Annotated in this window: 21 protein-coding genes; 13 read left to right on the top strand and 8 right to left on the bottom strand. The window is 65.6% G+C overall.

The window, feature by feature from the left end:
* Positions 1 to 2 precede the first annotated feature (2 nt).
* The 10 genes from AC4FWB_RS06645 (at position 3) to AC4FWB_RS06600 (ending at position 9,972) form a co-directional block, all read left to right on the top strand.
* A complete protein-coding gene (locus AC4FWB_RS06645; RefSeq protein ID WP_491025072.1) occupies positions 3 to 1,079 on the top strand; it encodes a Gfo/Idh/MocA family protein in 1,077 nt (358 codons plus the stop codon).
* Positions 1,079 to 1,897 (top strand): sugar phosphate isomerase/epimerase family protein, encoded by an 819-nt coding sequence (locus AC4FWB_RS06640; protein ID WP_491025071.1) that lies wholly within the window; start codon positions 1,079 to 1,081, stop codon positions 1,895 to 1,897. Before AC4FWB_RS06645 ends, AC4FWB_RS06640 begins: the two co-directional genes overlap by 1 nt.
* Complete coding sequence (locus AC4FWB_RS06635; RefSeq protein WP_491025070.1) at positions 1,897 to 2,721, top strand: alpha/beta fold hydrolase; 825 nt, start codon at positions 1,897 to 1,899, stop codon at positions 2,719 to 2,721. Before AC4FWB_RS06640 ends, AC4FWB_RS06635 begins: the two co-directional genes overlap by 1 nt.
* The gene (locus tag AC4FWB_RS06630; protein ID WP_491025069.1) at positions 2,718 to 3,440 is read left to right on the top strand and encodes a ribulose-phosphate 3-epimerase; all 723 of its coding nucleotides are present in this window, start codon (positions 2,718 to 2,720) and stop codon (positions 3,438 to 3,440) included. The genes AC4FWB_RS06635 and AC4FWB_RS06630 overlap by 4 nt, the downstream gene beginning before the upstream one ends.
* Positions 3,440 to 4,477 carry an ROK family protein gene (locus AC4FWB_RS06625; protein WP_491025068.1) on the top strand — a complete coding sequence of 346 codons (1,038 nt, stop codon included), beginning with the start codon at positions 3,440 to 3,442 and terminating at the stop codon, positions 4,475 to 4,477. The genes AC4FWB_RS06630 and AC4FWB_RS06625 overlap by 1 nt, the downstream gene beginning before the upstream one ends.
* Entirely contained in the window at positions 4,470 to 5,567 is a 1,098-nt protein-coding gene (locus tag AC4FWB_RS06620; RefSeq protein WP_491025067.1) for an ABC transporter ATP-binding protein, read from the top strand. Before AC4FWB_RS06625 ends, AC4FWB_RS06620 begins: the two co-directional genes overlap by 8 nt.
* 520 nt (positions 5,568 to 6,087) lie before the next feature.
* A complete protein-coding gene (locus tag AC4FWB_RS06615; protein WP_491025066.1) occupies positions 6,088 to 7,074 on the top strand; it encodes a sugar ABC transporter substrate-binding protein in 987 nt (328 codons plus the stop codon).
* On the top strand, positions 7,071 to 8,075 hold the full coding sequence (locus AC4FWB_RS06610) for an ABC transporter permease (RefSeq protein WP_491025065.1): 1,005 nt from the start codon (positions 7,071 to 7,073) through the stop codon (positions 8,073 to 8,075). Before AC4FWB_RS06615 ends, AC4FWB_RS06610 begins: the two co-directional genes overlap by 4 nt.
* Positions 8,072 to 8,836 carry an ATP-binding cassette domain-containing protein gene (locus AC4FWB_RS06605; RefSeq protein ID WP_491025064.1) on the top strand — a complete coding sequence of 255 codons (765 nt, stop codon included), beginning with the start codon at positions 8,072 to 8,074 and terminating at the stop codon, positions 8,834 to 8,836. Before AC4FWB_RS06610 ends, AC4FWB_RS06605 begins: the two co-directional genes overlap by 4 nt.
* 50 nt (positions 8,837 to 8,886) lie before the next feature.
* A complete protein-coding gene (locus AC4FWB_RS06600) occupies positions 8,887 to 9,972 on the top strand; it encodes a Gfo/Idh/MocA family protein (RefSeq protein WP_491025063.1) in 1,086 nt (361 codons plus the stop codon).
* On the opposite strand, the gene AC4FWB_RS06595 is transcribed toward AC4FWB_RS06600, so the two are convergent.
* Complete coding sequence (locus tag AC4FWB_RS06595) at positions 9,938 to 10,498, bottom strand: DUF8737 domain-containing protein (protein WP_491025062.1); 561 nt, start codon at positions 10,496 to 10,498, stop codon at positions 9,938 to 9,940. The genes AC4FWB_RS06600 and AC4FWB_RS06595 overlap by 35 nt on opposite strands.
* Positions 10,499 to 10,519: 21 nt before the next feature.
* A complete protein-coding gene (locus AC4FWB_RS06590) occupies positions 10,520 to 11,350 on the bottom strand; it encodes a class I SAM-dependent methyltransferase (protein WP_491025061.1) in 831 nt (276 codons plus the stop codon).
* Positions 11,351 to 11,433: 83 nt separating this feature from the next.
* Here AC4FWB_RS06590 and AC4FWB_RS06585 point away from each other — a divergent pair, with 83 nt between their 5' ends.
* Positions 11,434 to 12,384 (top strand): LysR substrate-binding domain-containing protein, encoded by a 951-nt coding sequence (locus tag AC4FWB_RS06585; protein ID WP_491025060.1) that lies wholly within the window; start codon positions 11,434 to 11,436, stop codon positions 12,382 to 12,384.
* Between the two features lie 182 nt (positions 12,385 to 12,566).
* Here the strand turns inward: AC4FWB_RS06585 and frp are convergent, their stop codons facing one another.
* Together frp and AC4FWB_RS06575 are read right to left on the bottom strand one after the other, a co-directional pair.
* Positions 12,567 to 12,905 (bottom strand): fluorescence recovery protein, encoded by a 339-nt coding sequence (gene frp, locus AC4FWB_RS06580; RefSeq protein WP_491025059.1) that lies wholly within the window; start codon positions 12,903 to 12,905, stop codon positions 12,567 to 12,569.
* A gap of 65 nt (positions 12,906 to 12,970) precedes the next feature.
* Positions 12,971 to 13,876, bottom strand: coding sequence for a LysR family transcriptional regulator (locus AC4FWB_RS06575; RefSeq protein WP_491025058.1), 906 nt, complete (start codon positions 13,874 to 13,876; stop codon positions 12,971 to 12,973).
* 112 nt (positions 13,877 to 13,988) lie between these two features.
* On the opposite strand from AC4FWB_RS06575, the gene AC4FWB_RS06570 reads away from it, so the two are divergent.
* Positions 13,989 to 14,627 carry a DsbA family protein gene (locus tag AC4FWB_RS06570; RefSeq protein ID WP_491025057.1) on the top strand — a complete coding sequence of 213 codons (639 nt, stop codon included), beginning with the start codon at positions 13,989 to 13,991 and terminating at the stop codon, positions 14,625 to 14,627.
* Between the two features lie 31 nt (positions 14,628 to 14,658).
* Entirely contained in the window at positions 14,659 to 15,267 is a 609-nt protein-coding gene (locus tag AC4FWB_RS06565; protein ID WP_491025056.1) for an NAD(P)-dependent oxidoreductase, read from the top strand.
* Between the two features lie 52 nt (positions 15,268 to 15,319).
* On the opposite strand, the gene AC4FWB_RS06560 is transcribed toward AC4FWB_RS06565, so the two are convergent.
* The 4 genes from AC4FWB_RS06560 to AC4FWB_RS06545 all read right to left on the bottom strand — a co-directional run bounded on the left by AC4FWB_RS06560 (position 15,320) and on the right by AC4FWB_RS06545 (position 18,391).
* Positions 15,320 to 16,027 carry a GntR family transcriptional regulator gene (locus AC4FWB_RS06560; protein WP_491025055.1) on the bottom strand — a complete coding sequence of 236 codons (708 nt, stop codon included), beginning with the start codon at positions 16,025 to 16,027 and terminating at the stop codon, positions 15,320 to 15,322.
* Positions 16,028 to 16,134: 107 nt separating this feature from the next.
* A complete protein-coding gene (locus AC4FWB_RS06555; protein WP_491025054.1) occupies positions 16,135 to 16,881 on the bottom strand; it encodes an aspartate/glutamate racemase family protein in 747 nt (248 codons plus the stop codon).
* 11 nt (positions 16,882 to 16,892) lie between these two features.
* Positions 16,893 to 17,615, bottom strand: coding sequence for an ABC transporter ATP-binding protein (locus tag AC4FWB_RS06550; RefSeq protein ID WP_491025053.1), 723 nt, complete (start codon positions 17,613 to 17,615; stop codon positions 16,893 to 16,895).
* The gene (locus tag AC4FWB_RS06545) at positions 17,612 to 18,391 is read right to left on the bottom strand and encodes an ABC transporter ATP-binding protein (RefSeq protein ID WP_491025052.1); all 780 of its coding nucleotides are present in this window, start codon (positions 18,389 to 18,391) and stop codon (positions 17,612 to 17,614) included. Before AC4FWB_RS06545 ends, AC4FWB_RS06550 begins: the two co-directional genes overlap by 4 nt.
* Positions 18,392 to 18,394: the final 3 nt, after the last annotated feature.

Raw genomic sequence — 18,394 nt, 5'->3', positions numbered from 1 at the left:
CGATGATCCGCAAGAAAGACCGTCGCCTTCGAGTCGGTGTGCTCGGCTGCGGGCCGATCGCGCAGTTCGCGCATCTGGAGTCCTGCGTGAAGGCGAGCAATGCCGATCTCTACGCGATCTGCGATGCCGCGCCCGATCTCTTGGCTCGCATGGGCGCCACCTATGAGCCGGAAAAAATGTATGGCGACTATGACGAGATGCTCGCCGATCCCGAGCTCGAGGCGGTGATCGTCGCGACCTCCGACGCCTATCACGTGCCGATGTCGATCAAGGCGCTGGAAGCCGGCAAGCACGTGCTGTGCGAAAAGCCGATCGGGGTCTCGGTCGAGGAAGGCGAGACGCTGGCCGAAGCGGTCAAGCGCTCGGGCAAGGTGCTGCAGGTCGGGCACATGAAGCGCTTCGATCCGGCGCTGGAAGCCGCGCGCGATTTCGTCCGCGACGAGATGGGCGATATCCTGGCGCTGAAGGCCTGGTATTGCGATTCCACCCATCGCTACACCAACACCGATGCCGTGCAGCCGCTGCCCATCACCAGCAAGCTCGCGAAGAAGCCGTCCGGCAATCCGAAGGCGGACCTGAGGCAGTATTTCATGCTGGCGCATGGCTCGCATCTGGTCGACACGGCGCGTTTCCTGTGCGGGGAGATTACTGCCGTCCGCGCGCGCCTCAACGAACGCTTCGGCGCCTATTGTTGGTTCGTCGAGACCGAATTCGCCAATGGCGCGCTCGGCCATCTCGACCTCACCGTCGCCGTGCGCATGGACTGGCACGAGGGCTTTCAGCTTTATGGCGAGAACGGCTCGGTGATCGCGAAGACGTTCAATCCCTGGTATTTCCGCGCCAGCGAGGTCGACATTTTTCACGAGAAGGATGCGACCTCGCGCAGGCCGCTCGGCGCCGACGGCCATTTCTTCCGCCGCCAGCTCGAGGGCCTCGCCGAAACGGTGCTCGACGGCAAGCCGCAGCGCGGCGCCACTGTCGAGGACGGGCTTGCCTCGATCCGCGCCATGGTGGCGATCGCCCGCTCGGTCGAAAGCGGCGAGCGCGTCGCGCTCGCCGGCGTGACGGGAGCGGTCTGATGCAGGTCGGGGTGTTCGCCAAGACTTTTCCGGGCAGCGAACCGGCCGGCGTGCTCGCCGCCGTGCGCGACGCGGGATTTGCGGTCACCCAGTTCAATCTCGCCTGCGCCGGCCTGCCGTCGATGCCGGATGAGATCCCAGACGAAGCGATCCACGCCATCGATGCCGCCGCCAAGGCTTCGGGCGTCGGCCTTGTCGCGCTCTCAGGCACCTACAATATGGCGCATCCGGATAGCCGAGTGCGCGACGACGGGCTGCGTCGACTGGCGGTGGTGATCGAGACAGCCGCCAGCCTTTCGATCCCTCTTGTCACGCTCTGCACCGGAACGCGCAACGCCGAGGACCAGTGGGCGCATCATCCCGACAATGCCGACCCGTCGGCCTGGACGGACATGGCGCGGGAGGTGGAGAAGGCGCTTCGGCTCGCCGAGCGTCATGGCGTCGATCTCGGCATCGAGCCGGAACAAGCCAACATCGTGACTTCGGCCGATGATGCGGTGCGGCTGATTTCCGAGATGGGCTCGCAGCGGCTGCGCATCGTGCTCGATCCGGCAAACCTGTTCGAGCAGGCAAATGCCGAGGAGGCACGCACCATCGTTGCCGAAGCGGTCGAGCGCACGGCCGGCCATGTCGCGCTGGCGCACGCCAAGGATCGCTTCGCCGACGGCCGCTTCGCCACCGCAGGGCAAGGTGTCGTCGACTTCGCCGACTTCATCGCTCGCCTGAAAGCCACCGGCTTCGACGGGCCGCTGGTGACGCACGGGCTTTCGGCCGAGGAGGCGCCGGGCGTCGCCCGTTTCCTCAAGGAGCTGGTGTGATGGCGAGCCAAACGCTGCTCCGCGACGGCGCCGCGCTCCGCGTCATCGACACAGGCGAAGGCCTGTCGGTGGTATTCCAGCACGGGCTGGGCGGCGGCGAGGCGCAGGTCGCCCAGACTTTTCCCGCCGGCTTCCGCCGCCTCACGCTGGAATGCCGCGGCCATGGCGGCTCGGGGCTCGGCGAGCGGCGGCCGTTCTCCTTCGAAATGTTCGCCGATGACGTTCTTGCCGCTGCCGACCAGGCCGGCCTCGACCGTTTCGTCGCCGGCGGCGTCTCGATGGGCGCGGCGATCGCGCTGCGCCTCGCCTGCCGTCATCCGCGGCGCGTCGCCAGCCTCATCCTGGTGCGGCCGGCGTGGACCTTCGCTGCCGCGCCGGCGAACATGCAGCCGATTGCCGAGGTCGCCGAGCTCATCCTCGGGCACGGGACCGACAAAGCGCGGACGATCTTCGCGCAATCGGAGACTGCCACGCGCCTCTATCGCGAGGCGCCCGACAATCTGTCCTCGCTGCTTGGCTATTTCGACCGACCGGACGCCAGGGCTTTCGCGCAAGTCCTTGCCAACATCGCCAGCGACGGGCCGGGCGTTTCGGAACACGACGCGGCCGCGCTCGACATTCCGGTGCTTGTCGTCGGCAACGCAATGGACGCCGTCCACCCGCTGTCGACCGCCTACACGCTTGCCGCGGCAATACCCGACGCGGTCTTCGCCGAGATCACGCCGAAGGCACGCGACAGCGCGAAGCATTTCGGCGCACTGCATGAGCAGATCAGTTCCTTCCTCCAGTCTCACTCGAATGCCCGGAGCCTCATTCCGTCATGACCAGCAAACCCCTCTCCGGACCCGCGGCCATCGCCGCACTGCCGCGCAACCGGCTCATCGGCGAGTTCTCGCTGTGGTCGGCGGACCTCGCCAATATGGAGCGCGACCTGAAGCGCATCGAAGCTTATGCCGACATGCATCATATCGACGTGGCGGACGCCCGTTTCACGCCCGGCTTCCTGTTCTTCCCCGACCTGGTGGCGCGCATCGCCAGGCTGACGGCGAAGCCCATCCATGTGCATCTGATGGTCGAGGCCGAAATCGTCGAGGCGCAGACGCGCCAGTTCATCGAGGCCGGCGCCGACCTCGTCACAATCCATGCCGAGAATGGCGAGGCGGGACTCAGCGCCGTCAAGCTGGCGCATGAGCTCGGCGCCGCGGCCGGCGTGGTGCTGCGGCTGGAGACGCCGGTCTCCGCCATCGTTCCTTTCCTGCCGGACGTCGCTTTCGTCACGCTGCTCGGCACCTCGATCGGCGTCAAGGGGCAGAGCCTGTCCGACCAGGCCTGCCCGCGCCTGATCGAGGCGCGCGCCCTGATGCGGAAGGCCGGCCGGGAAGCCGATATTATCCTCGCCGCCGATGGCGGCATCCGCCATGAGACGGTGCCGCTGCTGCGCGCCGCCGGCGCCGACACGGTGGTGCTGGGTTCGCTCGCTTTCGGCGATCCCGATCTCGCCAAGCGCATGGCCTGGCTGCATGGATTGAAGGCAGCCGCCTGATGAGCACGCTCGCGCTTGCCTTCGATCTCGGCGGCACGGAGCTGCGCGGCGCGCTGGTCGAGCGCAGCGGCGACGTGGCTGCGCGCGTATCGGCGCCGACATTGGCAGGCGCCGGATCGGAAGCGGTGATCGGCCAGATCATCGCCCTGGCGGACAAGCTGCTCAGCGAGCACCCGCAGGCGAAGGTCATTGGCATCGGCATGTGCGCGCCGGGGCCGCTGGATCCCAAGGCGGGCATCGTCATCGGGCCGCCGACGCTGGCCGGCTGGCACAATGTGCCGCTGATCGACATTCTCAGCCGGCAGTTCGGCCTGCGGGTGCGGCTGGAGAACGACGCCAACGCGGCGGCGCTCGGCGAATGGCGCTTCGGCGCCGGCCGCGGCGCGGGATCGCTTGTCTTCGTCACCGTGTCGACAGGCATCGGCGGCGGCGTCGTCGCCGACGGCCACATCTATCATGGCCGACGCGGTCTGGCCGCCGAGATCGGTCACATGACGATCACCGGCGAAGGCGACCGCTGCTTTTGCGGCAATGTCGGCTGCTTCGAGGCGGTAGCCTCCGGCACCGCGCTCGGGCGCCGAGCGACGCGGCTCACCGCGCCCGGCGACGGCTCGCTGCTCAGGCGCCTTTCCAATGACGGCGATGTCTCGGCCCGGCATGTCGTCGAAGCCGCTCGCGCTGGCGACGCCAGCGCTCGCGCGCTGGTCGAAGCGGAGGCACGGTGGCTCGGCATCGGCTTCACCAATCTCCTGCATCTCTATTCGCCGGATTTGATCGTCATGGGCGGCGGGCTCGCGAACGGATTCGACCTTCTGGCGCCCGGCATCAGGGCAACGGTCGAGGAGCGCGCCATGCAAGCCTATCGCGACGTGCCGATCGTGCCGGCCGAGCTCGGCGACCGCGCCGGGCTGGTCGGCGCTGCAAGCCTCATCCTGTGGGAGGGCGAGCCCGGCACGGCGCTGGCGATGGTGCAGGACGAAGAGACCAAGAACTGCGTCGGAGAACCGTCCGGCGCCAGGGAGGCAAGCCATGGCTGAGCTCAAGCTGCGCGGCGTGCGCAAATCCTACGGATCGGCGGAGATCATCAAGGGCATCGATCTCGACGTCGCCAACCGCGAATTCGTCGTCTTCGTCGGTCCGTCCGGCTGCGGCAAGTCGACCTTGCTGCGCATGATCGCCGGGCTGGAGAAGATCACCGCCGGTGACCTCACCATCGACGGCGGACGCGCCAACGACATCGACCCGTCGGAGCGCGGGCTTGCGATGGTGTTCCAGTCCTACGCGCTTTACCCGCATATGAGCGTGGCCGAGAATATGGGCTTCGCGCTGAAGATCGCCGGCGTTCCCGTTCAGGAGCGCGAGCGCAAGGTCAAGGAGGCGGCCGACGTGCTGCAGCTTGCGCATCTGCTCGACCGGCGGCCGAAGGCGCTGTCCGGCGGCCAGCGCCAGCGCGTCGCCATCGGCCGCGCCATCGTGCGCAACCCGAAAGTCTTCCTCTTCGACGAGCCGCTGTCCAATCTCGATGCCGCGCTTCGCGTCAGCATGCGGCTGGAGCTGATGCGGCTGCACGATCAGCTCCAGGCGACGATGATCTATGTCACCCACGATCAGATCGAAGCCATGACCATGGCGGACAAGATCGTCGTGCTCAACGCCGGCAATATCGAGCAGGTCGGATCGCCGCTCGACCTCTACAACCGGCCGGCCAACACTTTCGTCGCCGGCTTCATCGGTTCGCCGAAGATGAACCTGGTCAAGGTGAAGGTGGCCTCAACCGGGGCCGACGGCATCGGTGTCAACCTTCCAGACGGCAAGACGCTCACCGTGCCGGTCGAGGCAGGCGGCGCCAAGGCCGGTGACGAGCTGCTGCTCGGCATGCGGCCGGAGCACCTTAAACTCGCGCCCGACGGCCCATTCAAGGGACAGGCAGCGCTCGCCGAGCGGCTCGGCAGCCTGACCATCTTCCATGTCGAGGCCGGGCCTGACGTCACGCTGGTAGTGCAGGCCGAAGGCGGCGACGCGACCCCGCTGCACACGCCGATCGCGCTCGATATCGCGCCCTCCGCCTGCCATCTGTTCCGGCCGGAAGGGCCGGCGCTGAGGCCGCTGCGTTCGGCCCAGGCCTAACTTCGTCATTCCAAGGCGGAGCACGAGCAGAGCTCCGTCGCGAAGACCCTGGAATCCATGCCCGTGACTTTCGAGCGCCGCGGCGGCGCAGTTATTTCCTCGGCCGCAGGCGCAAAATTTTGCATCGCCGCGGTGCGTCACGGGAACGGAATGGATCCCCGGGTCTGCGCCGTGTCGCTTCGCTCCTTGCTCCGCCCGAGGATGACGAAAACCACGGTGCTCCCTTCCCTCCCTGCCGCACCGCAACACATCAAAACCCACAGCGCATCATTTTAATTCTTGACGCGTGTCAAATTTTTCTAAAACATGCGGAAATGCTGGCGAGGCCTAGGCCAGCGCTCTGGGAGGAGCAATGCCTGACATGGAAAAACCCGAGCCAGGGGGTCGCGGCCCGCGCACGTCGCGGTCGGCGTCCGATCATCACTTTCGCAGGACAAGTGTCGGGGTCGCTTGTGTCGCGTCAGGCATTCGCACTCGCGGAAAACGAGGCGACAACCAGAAATTCGGAGGAGGAATATCCATGCGCATCTTCAACGGCCTGACGCTTGGCGCGGGCCTGCTTGCCACCATCATCTCGGCGCCGGCCTATGCGGGAGAAGCGAAGGTCGCGGCGATCGTGAAAGGTCTCGACAACCCCTTCTTCCAGTACATGCAGAAAGGCATCGAGGAGCAGGCCAAGAGCGACAGCGTCGCCGTCACCGTTCAGGCTGCCGCCAATATGGGCGACGCGACCGGCCAGGCCGACAAGCTGACCGCCATGGCGATGCAGGATTACGACTGCTACCTGACCAACCCGATCAGCGTCTCCAACCTGGTGCAGGCGCTGGTGCCGGTCGCGCAGAAGAAGAAGCCGATCGTCAACATCGACAGCACCATCGACGCCGAGCAGGCCAAGGCCGCCGGCTTTGCCGTCTCCACCTATATCGGCACCGATAACGTTGCCGCCGGCGCGCTGGCCGGTGAGGAAATGCTGAAGCTGGTGCCGAAGGGCTCCAAGGTCGCGCTGATCGCCGGCATTGTCGGCGACGTCGGCTCCAACGCCCGCATCAAGGGCTTCAAGCAGGCGGTCGAGGGCAAGCTCGAGGTGGTGGTGATGGTGAGTGCGGACTGGGACCGCGAGAAGGCGCTGACGGCGGCCACCGACATCCTGCAGGCGCATCCCGATCTCGCCGGCTTCTTCGCCGCCAACGACATCATGGCGCTCGGCGTCGAGCGGGCCGTGCAGACCTCCGGCAAGGATGTCAAGGTGATCGGCCTCGACGGCATCGTCGATGCGCTGAAGTCGGTGGCTGCGGGTGAGTTGTCCGCCACCGTCGCGCAATACCCTTACGTGGTCGGCGCGATGGGCGTCGAGGCCTGCAAGGTGGCCGCGATGGGCAAGGAACTGCCCGCCAACGTGCCGGCGCCGGTGCTCTTGATCAACAAGGACAATGCCGAAGCGTCGCTGAAAAACTTTCCGCGGCCCGGCGGCGACTATCCCGATCCCTTCCGCGAGATGCTGAAGTGAGCCTTCCCGCCGACAACGCGCCTGCTGTCCCACAGGCGGGCGCCACGGAGGAGAGCCGCCGCTCCCTAGCGGCTCTCCTCCTCGACCCTTCCTTCTGGGCCGACTGGGCGTCCGTCGTCGGCCTGGTCGGCCTCGTCATCCTGTTCGGCATTACCCAGCCGGTCTTCCTCAGCATCGCCAATCTGCAGGCGCTGCTGCTCTCGGCCGCAATCCTGGTCGTGCTGTCGATCGGCCAGACCTTCGTCGTCGCGACCTCCGGCATCGACCTGTCGCTCGCCGCTTCCGTCATGCTGGGCGCCGTGATCCTCGGTCTCACCAACGCCGCCGGCTGGGGCGTCTTCGCGGCCTGCGTGCTCGCGGTGCTCGCCACCAGCGCGATCGGCCTGCTCAACGGCGTGCTGATCACGGCCGGGCGCATTCCCGATTTCGTCGTCACGCTCGGCACGCTCTCCGGCGTCACCGGGCTCGGGCTGATCATCTCCGGCGGCGAGCCGACCATGGTCGGCTCGACCTTTCTGCTCAAACTCGCCTCCGGCTCCTTCGGACCGTTCGGCTATCCCGTCTGGGTGGCGATCGCGGCGGTCGTCGTCGCCCATATCGCGCTCTACCACACGCGTTTCGGCGTGCATCTGCTCGCGACAGGCGGCCAGGCCGAAAGTGCGGCCGCGCTCGGCATCCGCACCAACCGGGTCAAGATCGCCGCTTACACGATCTCCGGCTTCTGCGCCGGCATCGCCGCGATCCTTCTGGTGGCACGCATCGGCTCGGCCGAGCCGCAGATCAACACCAGCCTGCTGTTGAATTCGGTGGCAGCCGTGGTGCTCGGCGGCGTCAGCCTGTTCGGCGGCCGTGCCAGCATCCTTGGGCCCGCCATCGGCGCGCTGATGCTCACGGCGCTCGTCAACGGGCTGACGCTGCTCAGCGTCTCGGCCTTCTACCAACCGCTTGCCGTGGGCGCCATTGTGGTGCTGGCGGCGCTGATCATGCGGTACCAAAAATGAGCGTCGTCAATCACATCCAGGCCTCCGAAGCGGTCCTCGCCTGCGAAGGACTGAGCAAGCATTTCGGCGGCATCCGCGCCTTCACCGATGTCGGCTTCCAGGCGCGCCGCGGCGAAGTCACCGCGGTGATCGGAGACAATGGCGCCGGCAAGTCGACGCTGATCCGCTGCCTGGTCGGCGTGCATCAGCCCGACGGCGGCGCGATCTATTTCGACGGCCGCCAGCACCCGTTCTCCAATCCGGACGAGGCGCGCAAGGCAGGCATCGAGACGGTGCATCAGAACCTGGCGCTGATCGACGAATTGACGGTGGCGCAGAACCTGTTCCTCAACCGCGAGATCGTGCGTCGTATCGGCCCGTTCGCGCTGCTCGATCGCAAGGCGATGAAGGCCCAAGCGCGCGCCATGCTGTCCAAACTGTCGATCAACGTGCCTTCGGTGAGCCAGCGCGTGCGGCGCCTTTCGGGCGGGCAGCGGCAGGCGATCTCGATCTGCCGCGCCGCCGGCTCGGGCGCCAAGCTGGTGGTGATGGACGAGCCGACGGCGGCGCTTGGCGTGCAGGAGACGGCCAATGTCGAGGCGCTGATCCGCAAGCTGCGCGAGCAAGGGGTCAGCGTCATCCTGATCAGCCATAATTTCGATCAGGTGCGGCGCCTCTCCGACCAGATCTGGGTGATGCGCGCCGGCAGGATGGTGGCGACGGTGCGCGCCTCCGAAACGACCGGCAACGAGCTGGTGGCGCTGGTGACCGGGGCGGCGTGAAGCGCGGCGCCTCGGAACGTGAAACAATCGCGTGAAATAGGAGTGTTGCCGTGGCGCTGATCCGTGTCGGGCTCGTGGGTCTTGGAGAGGTCGCTCAGTCGATCCATCTGCCGGTGCTGGCCGACCAGCGCGATCGCTGGATGATCGCCGGCGTGCATGACGTCTCGCCCAGCCTGATGTCGCTGATCACGGCGGAATATCCGACCGCCAGGGCTTATGAAAGCGCGGAGGCGCTGATCAACTCGCCCGACATCGACGCGGTCTTCGTGCTTTCCTCCGACGACACGCACAGTCGTTTCGTGCGCGCCGCAATCGAAGCCAATAAGCACGTCCTGCTGGAAAAGCCCGCCTGCCTGACGGTGCGCGAGATCGACGAGCTGCTGGCGCTGAGCAAGGACTACGCCAAGACCATTTTCGTCGGCTACATGCGCCGCTACGCGCCTGCCTATCTCGCGGCGCGGGAGGAATTGCCCGCCCATAGCGACATCACCCATGTGCGCATCTTCGACCTGATCTCGGAGGGTCGGCATTTCCTCAAGAAGAGTCAGAACATTCTCTATCCGACCGACGTCGACCCGGCGATTCTTTCGCGCGGCGCCAAGGAGCGCGACACGCTGGTCCGCGAGGTGGTGGGCGAGAATGCTTCCGCCGACCTGGTGCGCGCCTATCGCGGTCTCACCGCGCTCTCCTCGCACCATATCTCGGCGATGCGCGGCTTGCTCGGCGAGCCGAAGCGCGTGGTTGCGGCGCACCGCACCAATGGCGGCGCCAACACAAGCGTGACCTTCGACTACGGTCATTTCGCCTGCCTCTACGACGCGGTGGTCGACGATCTCGGCCTGTTCGACGCCATAATCGAGGTGCGCTCGAACACCAAGCGAGTGCGCATCATCTACGACACGCCCTATATCCGCAGCCTGCCGACGCGATTGGAGGTGACGGAGGCCGGCCCGCTCGGGCCGGTGACGAAGGCGTTCGGGCCGCTCTATGGCGACGCCTTCTCCAACGAGCTCGAGACCTTCCATCGCCACATTGTGGAAGGCACCAAGCCGCTCACCGACCTAGCGGACTCGCGCCGCGACCTGGCGCTGATGGCCGAGATCATCGAGCGGATGAAGGAGAGCGGCGGGAACTGAGGTCGCCGCCTGCTTCCTTATCGTCGGCGGCCGGCGCGGCCTTGGACTGCGGACGCGTCAGCAAATAGAATGCGGCGACATGCGTGATCATCAGCAGGGGCACATAGACGATCGGGATCGCGTAGGTGGCGCCCAACTGCCCGGCCAGAGCGGGAAGGTCGAGCACGGTGCCGTGGTAGTAGTCGACAACAAGGTCGACGATTCCAACAAGATTGAATGCCAAGACGAGCGGCCAGAAGATCGAAGGTCTCCTCACCGCCAGCAGCGCCAGCATGGCCAGCAATCCGGTCGCGAAGTCGCCATAGGCGGCGAAGACCGCGAAGCCTGCGGGCAGGTTCGGGCCGACGACGCCGGGAAGCAGGAAGACCAGCCCGAAGAAGCGGAAGCTGTGCAGCGTGGCGATGGCGCGCTGGGCCTCGACCCCGTCCATTAATTTGAGCCTTGGCCAGATATAGGCGCCGAAGCAAAGCAGCCAGGGCACATAACCCAGCACGAGATGGATGTTGAAGATCGTCGCCGGCGACATTTTTCGCCTCCTCTCAAGCTCTCAAGCTTTGGCTGGAACGGCTTCGAACACCGCCGTCAGGACGCCGAGCCGGCCTTCCATCAGGTTGCGTCCGAGATTGGCGGCAAAATCCGCGAAACCTGAGCCCATGACGACGCCGAGATTCAGCGAAGGCGGCGGCCCGGACGCCCGCAGCGCCGCGAACCAGGTCTTGGCGTCCGCGGTGTCGTCCTGTTGGACAAGCATGCCGAACCCGGCGGCCTCGATCGCCTCGCAGGTCGCCGCGGCGGACAGCAGAAAGCTTTCCGCCGGGCTCTTCGCCCAGGGAACCGGATAGTGCGGGTGGCCGCCGTTGAGCACGACGTCGAAAGTCGCGAATTTTCCGCCCGGCTTCAGCATGCGCCTGATCTCGCGATAGAGAAGCGGCCGGTCCGCGATGTTCATCGCCACATGCTGCAGCAGCACGACGTCGAAGCCGCCGTCGCCGAAAGGAAGCGTCAGCGCGCTGCCCGCCTTGAACGACACTTTTGCGCCCTGCCCCGTCCGCTCAGTGAGATAGTTCGCGGCTTCGACGAAGGGTTCGCTTAGGTCGACGCCCACGACGTTGCAGCCATAGGTCGCGGCGAGAAAACGGGCCGGCCCGCCAACGCCCGATCCGACATCAAGCACAGACATGTCGGCCGTGATGCCGGCCAATTTGGCAAGCTCGGCGGTCGCGGCAAGCCCGCGTGTGTGGAACTGGTCGAGGCTCGCCAGTTGCTCCGGCTTCAGCCGCTGCTCCTCCGGCCCTAAGGCCGCCAGCGCCGTCTTCAACCGCTCGGCCAGGCCGGCCGCCCGGTAGTGATCGCGCACGCCATCCAAATCGTCTGTCATTGCCACTTCCCTTCAGATTGCCAATCCACAGCAAGATACGACCGCTTTGTCCCGGCAACTATCCGCGATAATGTCGATGGGTCATGAAGCAAAACTTCACAGTCAGGCATGGCGCCCTCGACGGCGTCGAGGCGTTCCTGAGCGTCGCCAGAAACCGCAATTTCCGCAAGGCGGCGGCAGAGCTTGGCGTCACGCCGTCGGCGATCAGCCAGGCGGTGCGGACACTGGAAGCGCGCGTCGGCGCCGCGCTCTTCACACGCACGACACGCAGCGTCGGCCTGACCGAAGCCGGCGAGCGTTTTTTCTCGCGCGCACGGCCGGCGTTCGAGGAATTGATAGCCGCCAGCGAGACCGCGCGCGACATCGGCCAGCGGCCGGCCGGACTCTTGCGTCTCTCGGTGCCGCCCGCGGTGGTGCCGACCCTGCTGGAACCGATGATCGCATCCTTTTGCCAGGCCTATCCCGAGATCGAGCTTGAGATCGTCGCAAGCGGCGAATTCGTCGACCTCGCCGCCGAGGGATTCGATGCCGGCATCCGAATGGGCGATCTCATCGCGGCCGACATGGTAGCGGTTCGACTGGCGCCGTCCTTCCCGATGGTGGTGGTCGGCAGTCCCGAGTACTTACGCCACCGAACGGCGCCGGAGCGCATCGAGGATCTGCGCCACCACGCCTGCCTGCGCCTGCGTCGGTCGAATGGTTCCGTCGCGCCGTGGCGCTTTGCCAAAGGCAACAAGGCGATCGAGGCGATCGTCACCGGACCGCTCATCGCGCACGACTACCCCACGCTTCTTGGAGCAGCGATCCAGGGGGCCGGACTTGCCCAGGTGCCCAGTCCGATTGCCGGCTCGGCGATCGCGGAAGGGCGCCTCGAGGCGCTCCTGACAGCATTCGCCGTCACATCACCGGGTGTCTTTCTCTACTACCCGGAACGGCATCAGGTCCTGCCCAAGCTGCGCGCGTTCATCGATCACATAAGGCGTCAAGGCGACACTGAGGCTTCGCGAAAGCCATCACCCGGACGACGGGCCTGAGGCATCCGGCATGTCTTGATCGAAGGAGCTTCTAGAGCATGATGCCGAAAAGTGTGAAGCGGTTTTCGGACGACATCATGCTCTATCTCTTTGATTTAGAGCCGGATTCAGATTTCAGGTCGATTCGACCTGAAATCATCCGGCTCTAGCCGGTCGCCGTCCGTCCTCCAGCCATCAGCGCCCTACTCCCTGGCGTGCCAGGCAAGGAATCTGCGGATCTCCTCCCGCTTGTCTTCCGACAAACCCGAAAGCTGGCTCTCGTCCAGATATCCTTGCCGGATAAGAGTGCCGAAAACCACGGTAAGCTGTGAGTAGCGATAGTCGAACATCTGATCGATCTTTCGCCGTTGCTGCCGCAGGTAGTCCTCGATCTCCCACATGGCCGCCGGTGTCGTCACGGCACTGACCTTGCTTTTGAGTTCGGCCATCGTCTTGCCGAGTGCTGACTCCAGCGCTGCATCGAAGGCGCGGCGTGCGACCTTCTTTTCGGACGATGACCACCTGAGTTCGTTGGAGTTCACGGATATCTCCCTGAAAGAGTCTTATTGCTTGGAGCAATCTAACGCAGGCATCAGCGCCGAGCACCTTATCTCCGCGCCCGTTTCCTCTCCGCTGCCGCCAAGAGATCGACGAAGGCGCGCACCTTGGCCGGCCGGTAGCGGGCCGGCGGAAATACTGCATGGATACCGCCGGTGGGCAGGGCCCAGTCGGCAAATACCCGCACAAGGCGGCCTGCGGCAATTTCACCCTCGATGGCGAAATCGGGAAAGATGCCGAGCCCGATGCCGGCGAGCACGCAGGCCTGCACGGCCGGTGTCTTGTCGCAGACGACGATCGGATTGAGTTCAGTCAGCACCGTCTCGCCGTCCTTCGAAAACAGCCATTGGCCGACGCCGCGCAGCTGCGCATTGGCGACCCATGGCAGGGATTTTGCAAGCCTGGGGTTAGCGTTCGGCGGGAGGCCGGCGGCAAACCCGGGTGCCGCGACGACGACCTGCTGCAGGGTGCCCAGCCGCCGCGCCTGATTGCTGGAATCGGCGAGCCAGCCGATGCGGATGCCGAGGTCGATCTGTTCGTCGACCAGATTACTGATGGCGTCGTCGAAGATCGCCTCGACCTTCATCTTCGGATAATTCTTGAGATATTCAGCAATTGTCGGGGCCACCACTTTCGCACCGTAATCGAGCGACGTGGTGAGACGCAGCGTTCCGGTCGGCTTGCCGGTACTTTGCGAGATGTCGCCATAGGCGGCTTCCGCCTCGCGCAGGATAATGGCGGCGCGATCGTAGAACAGACGCCCCTCCTCCGTCGCAGTCACCCGCCGCGTCGTCCGTCGCAGCAGCGTTGCGCCGAGTTCCTCTTCCAGCTTGCCCACCTGATGGCTGACCACGGCTTTCGCGACATCGAGACGGTCGGCGGCGGCAGTGAAGGATCCGGTCTCCACGACGGTGGTGAAGTAGACGAGCCGGTTGAGATTCAGAAGGTCGGCCATCGGTGCATTTATTGTCTGATCTGATCAGACAGTTTGTATAATTGATCGCGGTTTTTCGCAACCGGCGGAGCTGCCATCTAGCCCGCAGACGACGTTACCCGGACGAGAGGCCATGACCAACGCCACCGTGACCTATCTTTTCGACCCGCTTTGCGGCTGGTGCTATGGCGCCACGCCGATGCTGGACAGACTCCCGGCGAACGGCATCGCGCTGACCCTGCTGCCGACCGGCCTGTTCTCCGGCGCCGGCGCCCGGCCGCTGGACGCGGGCTTCGCCGCCCATGCCTGGGCCAACGACCAGCGCATCGAGCGGCTGAGCGGCCAGACCTTCAGCCCGGCTTATCTCGACAATGTGCTGAATGTGCGCGGTACCTTGCTCGACTCAAGCGCCGCCACGCTCGGCATCAGCGCGGCCGGTATCGAGGATCCTCAGCGGCGGCTGCCGGCGCTGAAGGCGATCCAGCACGCCCGCTATGTCGACGGCCGCGACATCGTCACACCGAGCGGTGTCGCCACGGTGCTGGCCGACGCCGGCATGGCCGACGCGGCAAGGCTCGTCCTGGCCCCAACCGACGATGTGCTCACCGCCAACCGCGACCTGATCGGCCGCGGGCTCGCCCTGTTCCAGAAGCTCAATGCCAACGGCGTTCCCGCGCTCGCCGTCATCCGCAGCGATGCGCCGCGCCTCATCGGCTCGAACGCGCTGTTCGGCAGCTATGACAATCTCGTCGCCCATCTCCAGGCGGCCTGATCCCGATCCCCTCAGCAGAAAGGACTTTCTCATGAAAATCGCCCTCATCGGCGCGTCCGGCCAGGTCGGCTCGCGCCTTCTCAAGGAATTGTCCGATCGCGGCCACGCCATCACGGCGATCACCCGCAACCCCGAGAAGATCGCTAAGCTCCCGGGCGTGAGCGCGGTGAAAGGCGACGCCTTCGACAAGGACGGCCTCGCCGGGCTGATCAACGGGCATGACGCGGTGATCAGCTCGGTGCATTTCACCGCCAGCGATCCCGACACTCTGATCGCGGCGGTGCGGGCCTCGGGCGTGAAGCGCTATCTCGTCGTCGGCGGCGCCGGCAGCCTCGAGGTGGCGCCGGGCAAGCGTCTGGTTGACACGCCGGAATTCCCCGCCATCTACAAGAGCGAGGCGCTCAAGGGCGCCGACTTCCTGGAAAAGCTGAAGACGGTCGCCGATCTCGACTGGACCCTCCTGTCGCCATCGGCGCTGTTCGTCGCCGGCGAGCGCACTGGCAAGTTCCGGCTGGGCAAGGATACGCTTCTGACCACCGACAAGGGCAGCAGCATCTCCTTCGAGGACTACGCCATCGCCATGGCCGATGAGATCGAGAAGCCCGAGCATATCAGGCAGCGCTTCACCGTCGGCTACTGAGGCGGCGAGGTGTCCGATTATAGTGGCGGTCCGCCGGAGCGGCGCGCCGCCATTAGACGCGCAACAGATCAGCCAGGCTGTCCGACTTCTCCACCTTGTCGGTGAGGTCGAGCCCGGACAGCAGATCGACCAGGTGGCTGTTCATCAGAGCGGCGGCGTCGGCGCTGTCGCCGGCTTCGATCGCGTCGACGAGGGCGTGATGGGCGTGCTTCTCGCAGGTCGCGTCGCGGCGCTTCCAATAGAGCGCGATGATCAGCGAGGAATGCGAGACGAGGTCGCGCACGAAATTGGTGAACACCGAATGCGCGGCGATCTCGGCGATGCCGACATGGAAGCGCGCCGACAGCATGATGGCGTCGCTGTCGCGGCCGTCATGCAGCGCTTCGTGCTCCTTTTCGAGGTGCGCCCGCAGCTGCGCGATGTCGGACGGCACGGCCGCCTTGGCGGCAAGTGCGGCCACCTTGGGCTCGATCAGCGCGCGCGCCTCGAACACCTCGCGCGCCTCGATCTTCGACGGCTGCGCGACGAAGGCGCCACGATTGGGCTCCAGCCGGGCCAGCCGGTCATGGGCGAGCGCCTGCAGGGCGGCGCGAACGACGGTGCGGCTCACCGAATAGATCGAGGCCAGTTCGTCCTCCGGCAGCTTGGTGCCAGGCGCAAGCCGATGGCTGACGATGGCGTCCCTCAGCCCATAGTAGATCGGCGACCAGCGCGCTGCCGGTTTGTCGTCGCGATCGTCTTCCCTGAGTACAGTCAACATGCTTTCAATGCGCAGCCCGATGCGGCCCGTTCTGCCCCCCAAATCGCCAGCAGCCAACCCAATCTAATGGCGCTCGCGCGCCGGTCAATCCCGCCGAATCCGTCGCCCTAACCTGGCGGACCGGCACCCATCGGCGAAGCGGAGGCGAAGATGCCGGCGAAACGCTTGCCGCGCGGGGCGGCATAGCCGCCTATCTTCGATGTCCTCAAGCCCACCTTGAACAGGCTCTCCGCCAGCGTGACCGCGCAGACGACACCGTCGAGCACCGGAACGCCATGCTGCTGCGACAGGCTGTGCGCGAGGTCGGCCATGCCGGCGCAGCCCAGCACGATCGCCTCCGCGTGATCCTCGCGAATGGCGCGTGCGATCTCGTCCGAAATCTTGTGCCTCGCATTCGAGCCGGGTTGTTCCAGGTCGAGCACGGCGACCTCGGACGAACGCACCTTGGCGCAGCGCGAGGCAAGGCCGTACTTCGCCAGATTGTGCTCGATGGCGGGGACCGAGCGGGCAAGCGTGGTGACGACGCTGAACCTGCCGGCAACGAGACTGGCGAGATGGAAGGCCGCCTCACCGATGCCGATGACCGGCGCTTCCGTGGCGCAGCGCGCGGCATCGAGCCCGGTGTCGTCGAAGCAGGCGATCACATAGGCGTCCGCCGCCGGCGCCTTTCCCATCTCGGCGATGATGCCCGGTATGGCGAAGACCTCGTCGAAATAGCCCTCGATACTCGGCGGACCGTCGGCCGGATTGACGGCCATAATTTCGGTGCCAGCGGACGCAACGCTTTCCGCCGCCTTGCCGATCTTTTCGGTCATCGACGCGGTCGTGTTGGGATTGATGACGAGTATGCGCATTAAAATCAGCCTCAGATCTCGCCGCCGAGATAAAGACGCTTGACCCGGTCGTCGGTCAGCAATTCGGCGGAGTTGCCGCTCAGCGCGACACTGCCGGTGGTCAGCGCATAGGCGCGCTGCGAGATGCGCAGCGCCATGCGGGAATTCTGCTCGACCAGCAAAACGCTGACCTTCTCGTCGCGGTTGATGGCGACGATCGAGCGGGCGATGTCCTGGACGAGTTTGGGCGCGACGCCCAGCGACGGCTCGTCGAGCAGCAACAGCTTCGGTTTCGCCATCAGCGCGCGGCCGATGACCAGCATCTGCTGCTCGCCGCCGCTCATCGTGCCGGCGGCCTGCGAGAAGCGCTCCTTGAGGCGCGGGAAACGCCCCAGCACCATCTCCATCGTTGCGGCAATCTCGGCCTTGCTGGAGCGGGTGAAGGCGCCCATCAGGAGATTGTCCCTGACCGTCATGTAAGGGAAGACGCGGCGTCCTTCCGGCACCATGGCGATGCCCATCTTGACGATCGCGTCGGGGGCGGCGCCGTCTATGCGCTTGCCATGGTAGTGGATCTCGCCGGACCTGATCCTGTTGAGGCCGGTGATGGCGCGAAGGATCGACGACTTGCCGGCGCCGTTGGCGCCGATCAGCGCGACGGTCTCGCCCTCGTTGACTTCGAGGGAAACGCCTTTCAGCGCGTAGACGTGATCGTAGTAAAGCTCGACGCCAGCGAAGTTCAGGATCTGGTTCATAGGCCGATCGCCTCGTCTTCACTGCCGAGATAGGCCTCGATCACCTTCTCGTTGGCCTGGATTTCCGACGGCGTTCCTTCGGCGATCTTCTGCCCGAAATTGAGGACCACGATGCGGTCCGATATCTTCATCACGGCCGGCATGTCGTGCTCGACCAGCAGGATGGTGAGGCCTAGATCGCGCAGGCGCCGCACTATCGCCACCATGCGCATCGTCTCTTCGTGGTTCATGCCGGCGAAGGGCTCGTCGAGCAGCAGGATCGAGGGATCGGTGGCAAGGCCGACGGCGATGCCCAGCGCCCGCAAATGGCCGTGCGGCAGGTTGTGCGCGGTCTCGTTGGCAAGCGAAGCCAGGCCGAGCAGCGCCAGGATCTCGTCGGCGGAGGCGCCGAAGGCCGCCTCGTCGGCCTTCGCCGTGCCGGTGCCGAGGAAGAAGCCGAAAAGGTTCGCCTTCGAGCGCAAATGGTGCGCGATGATGACGTTGTCGCGCACACTCATGTTCTTGAAGATCGTCGTCTCCTGGAAGGTGCGCACGACACCCTTGCGGGCGGTGATATGCGGCGCAAGGCCGGAGATGCGCTCGCCCTTCAGGCGCACCTCGCCCGATGTCGGCCGCAGGAACGAGGAGATCAGCTTGAACAGCGTCGACTTGCCGGCGCCGTTCGGACCGATCACCGACAGGATCTCCTTCTCGCGCACCGAGAAGGAAACGTTGTTGACCGCGACGAGACCGCCAAAGCGTTTGCTGAGACCGGAGACTTCGAGCATTTCGGCCATGGC

The organism is Mesorhizobium sp. LEGMi-168a (genome assembly GCF_058312955.1).
Note: the sequence above shows the minus strand (reverse complement) of the source record. Positions and strands in the feature narration are given on the sequence as shown.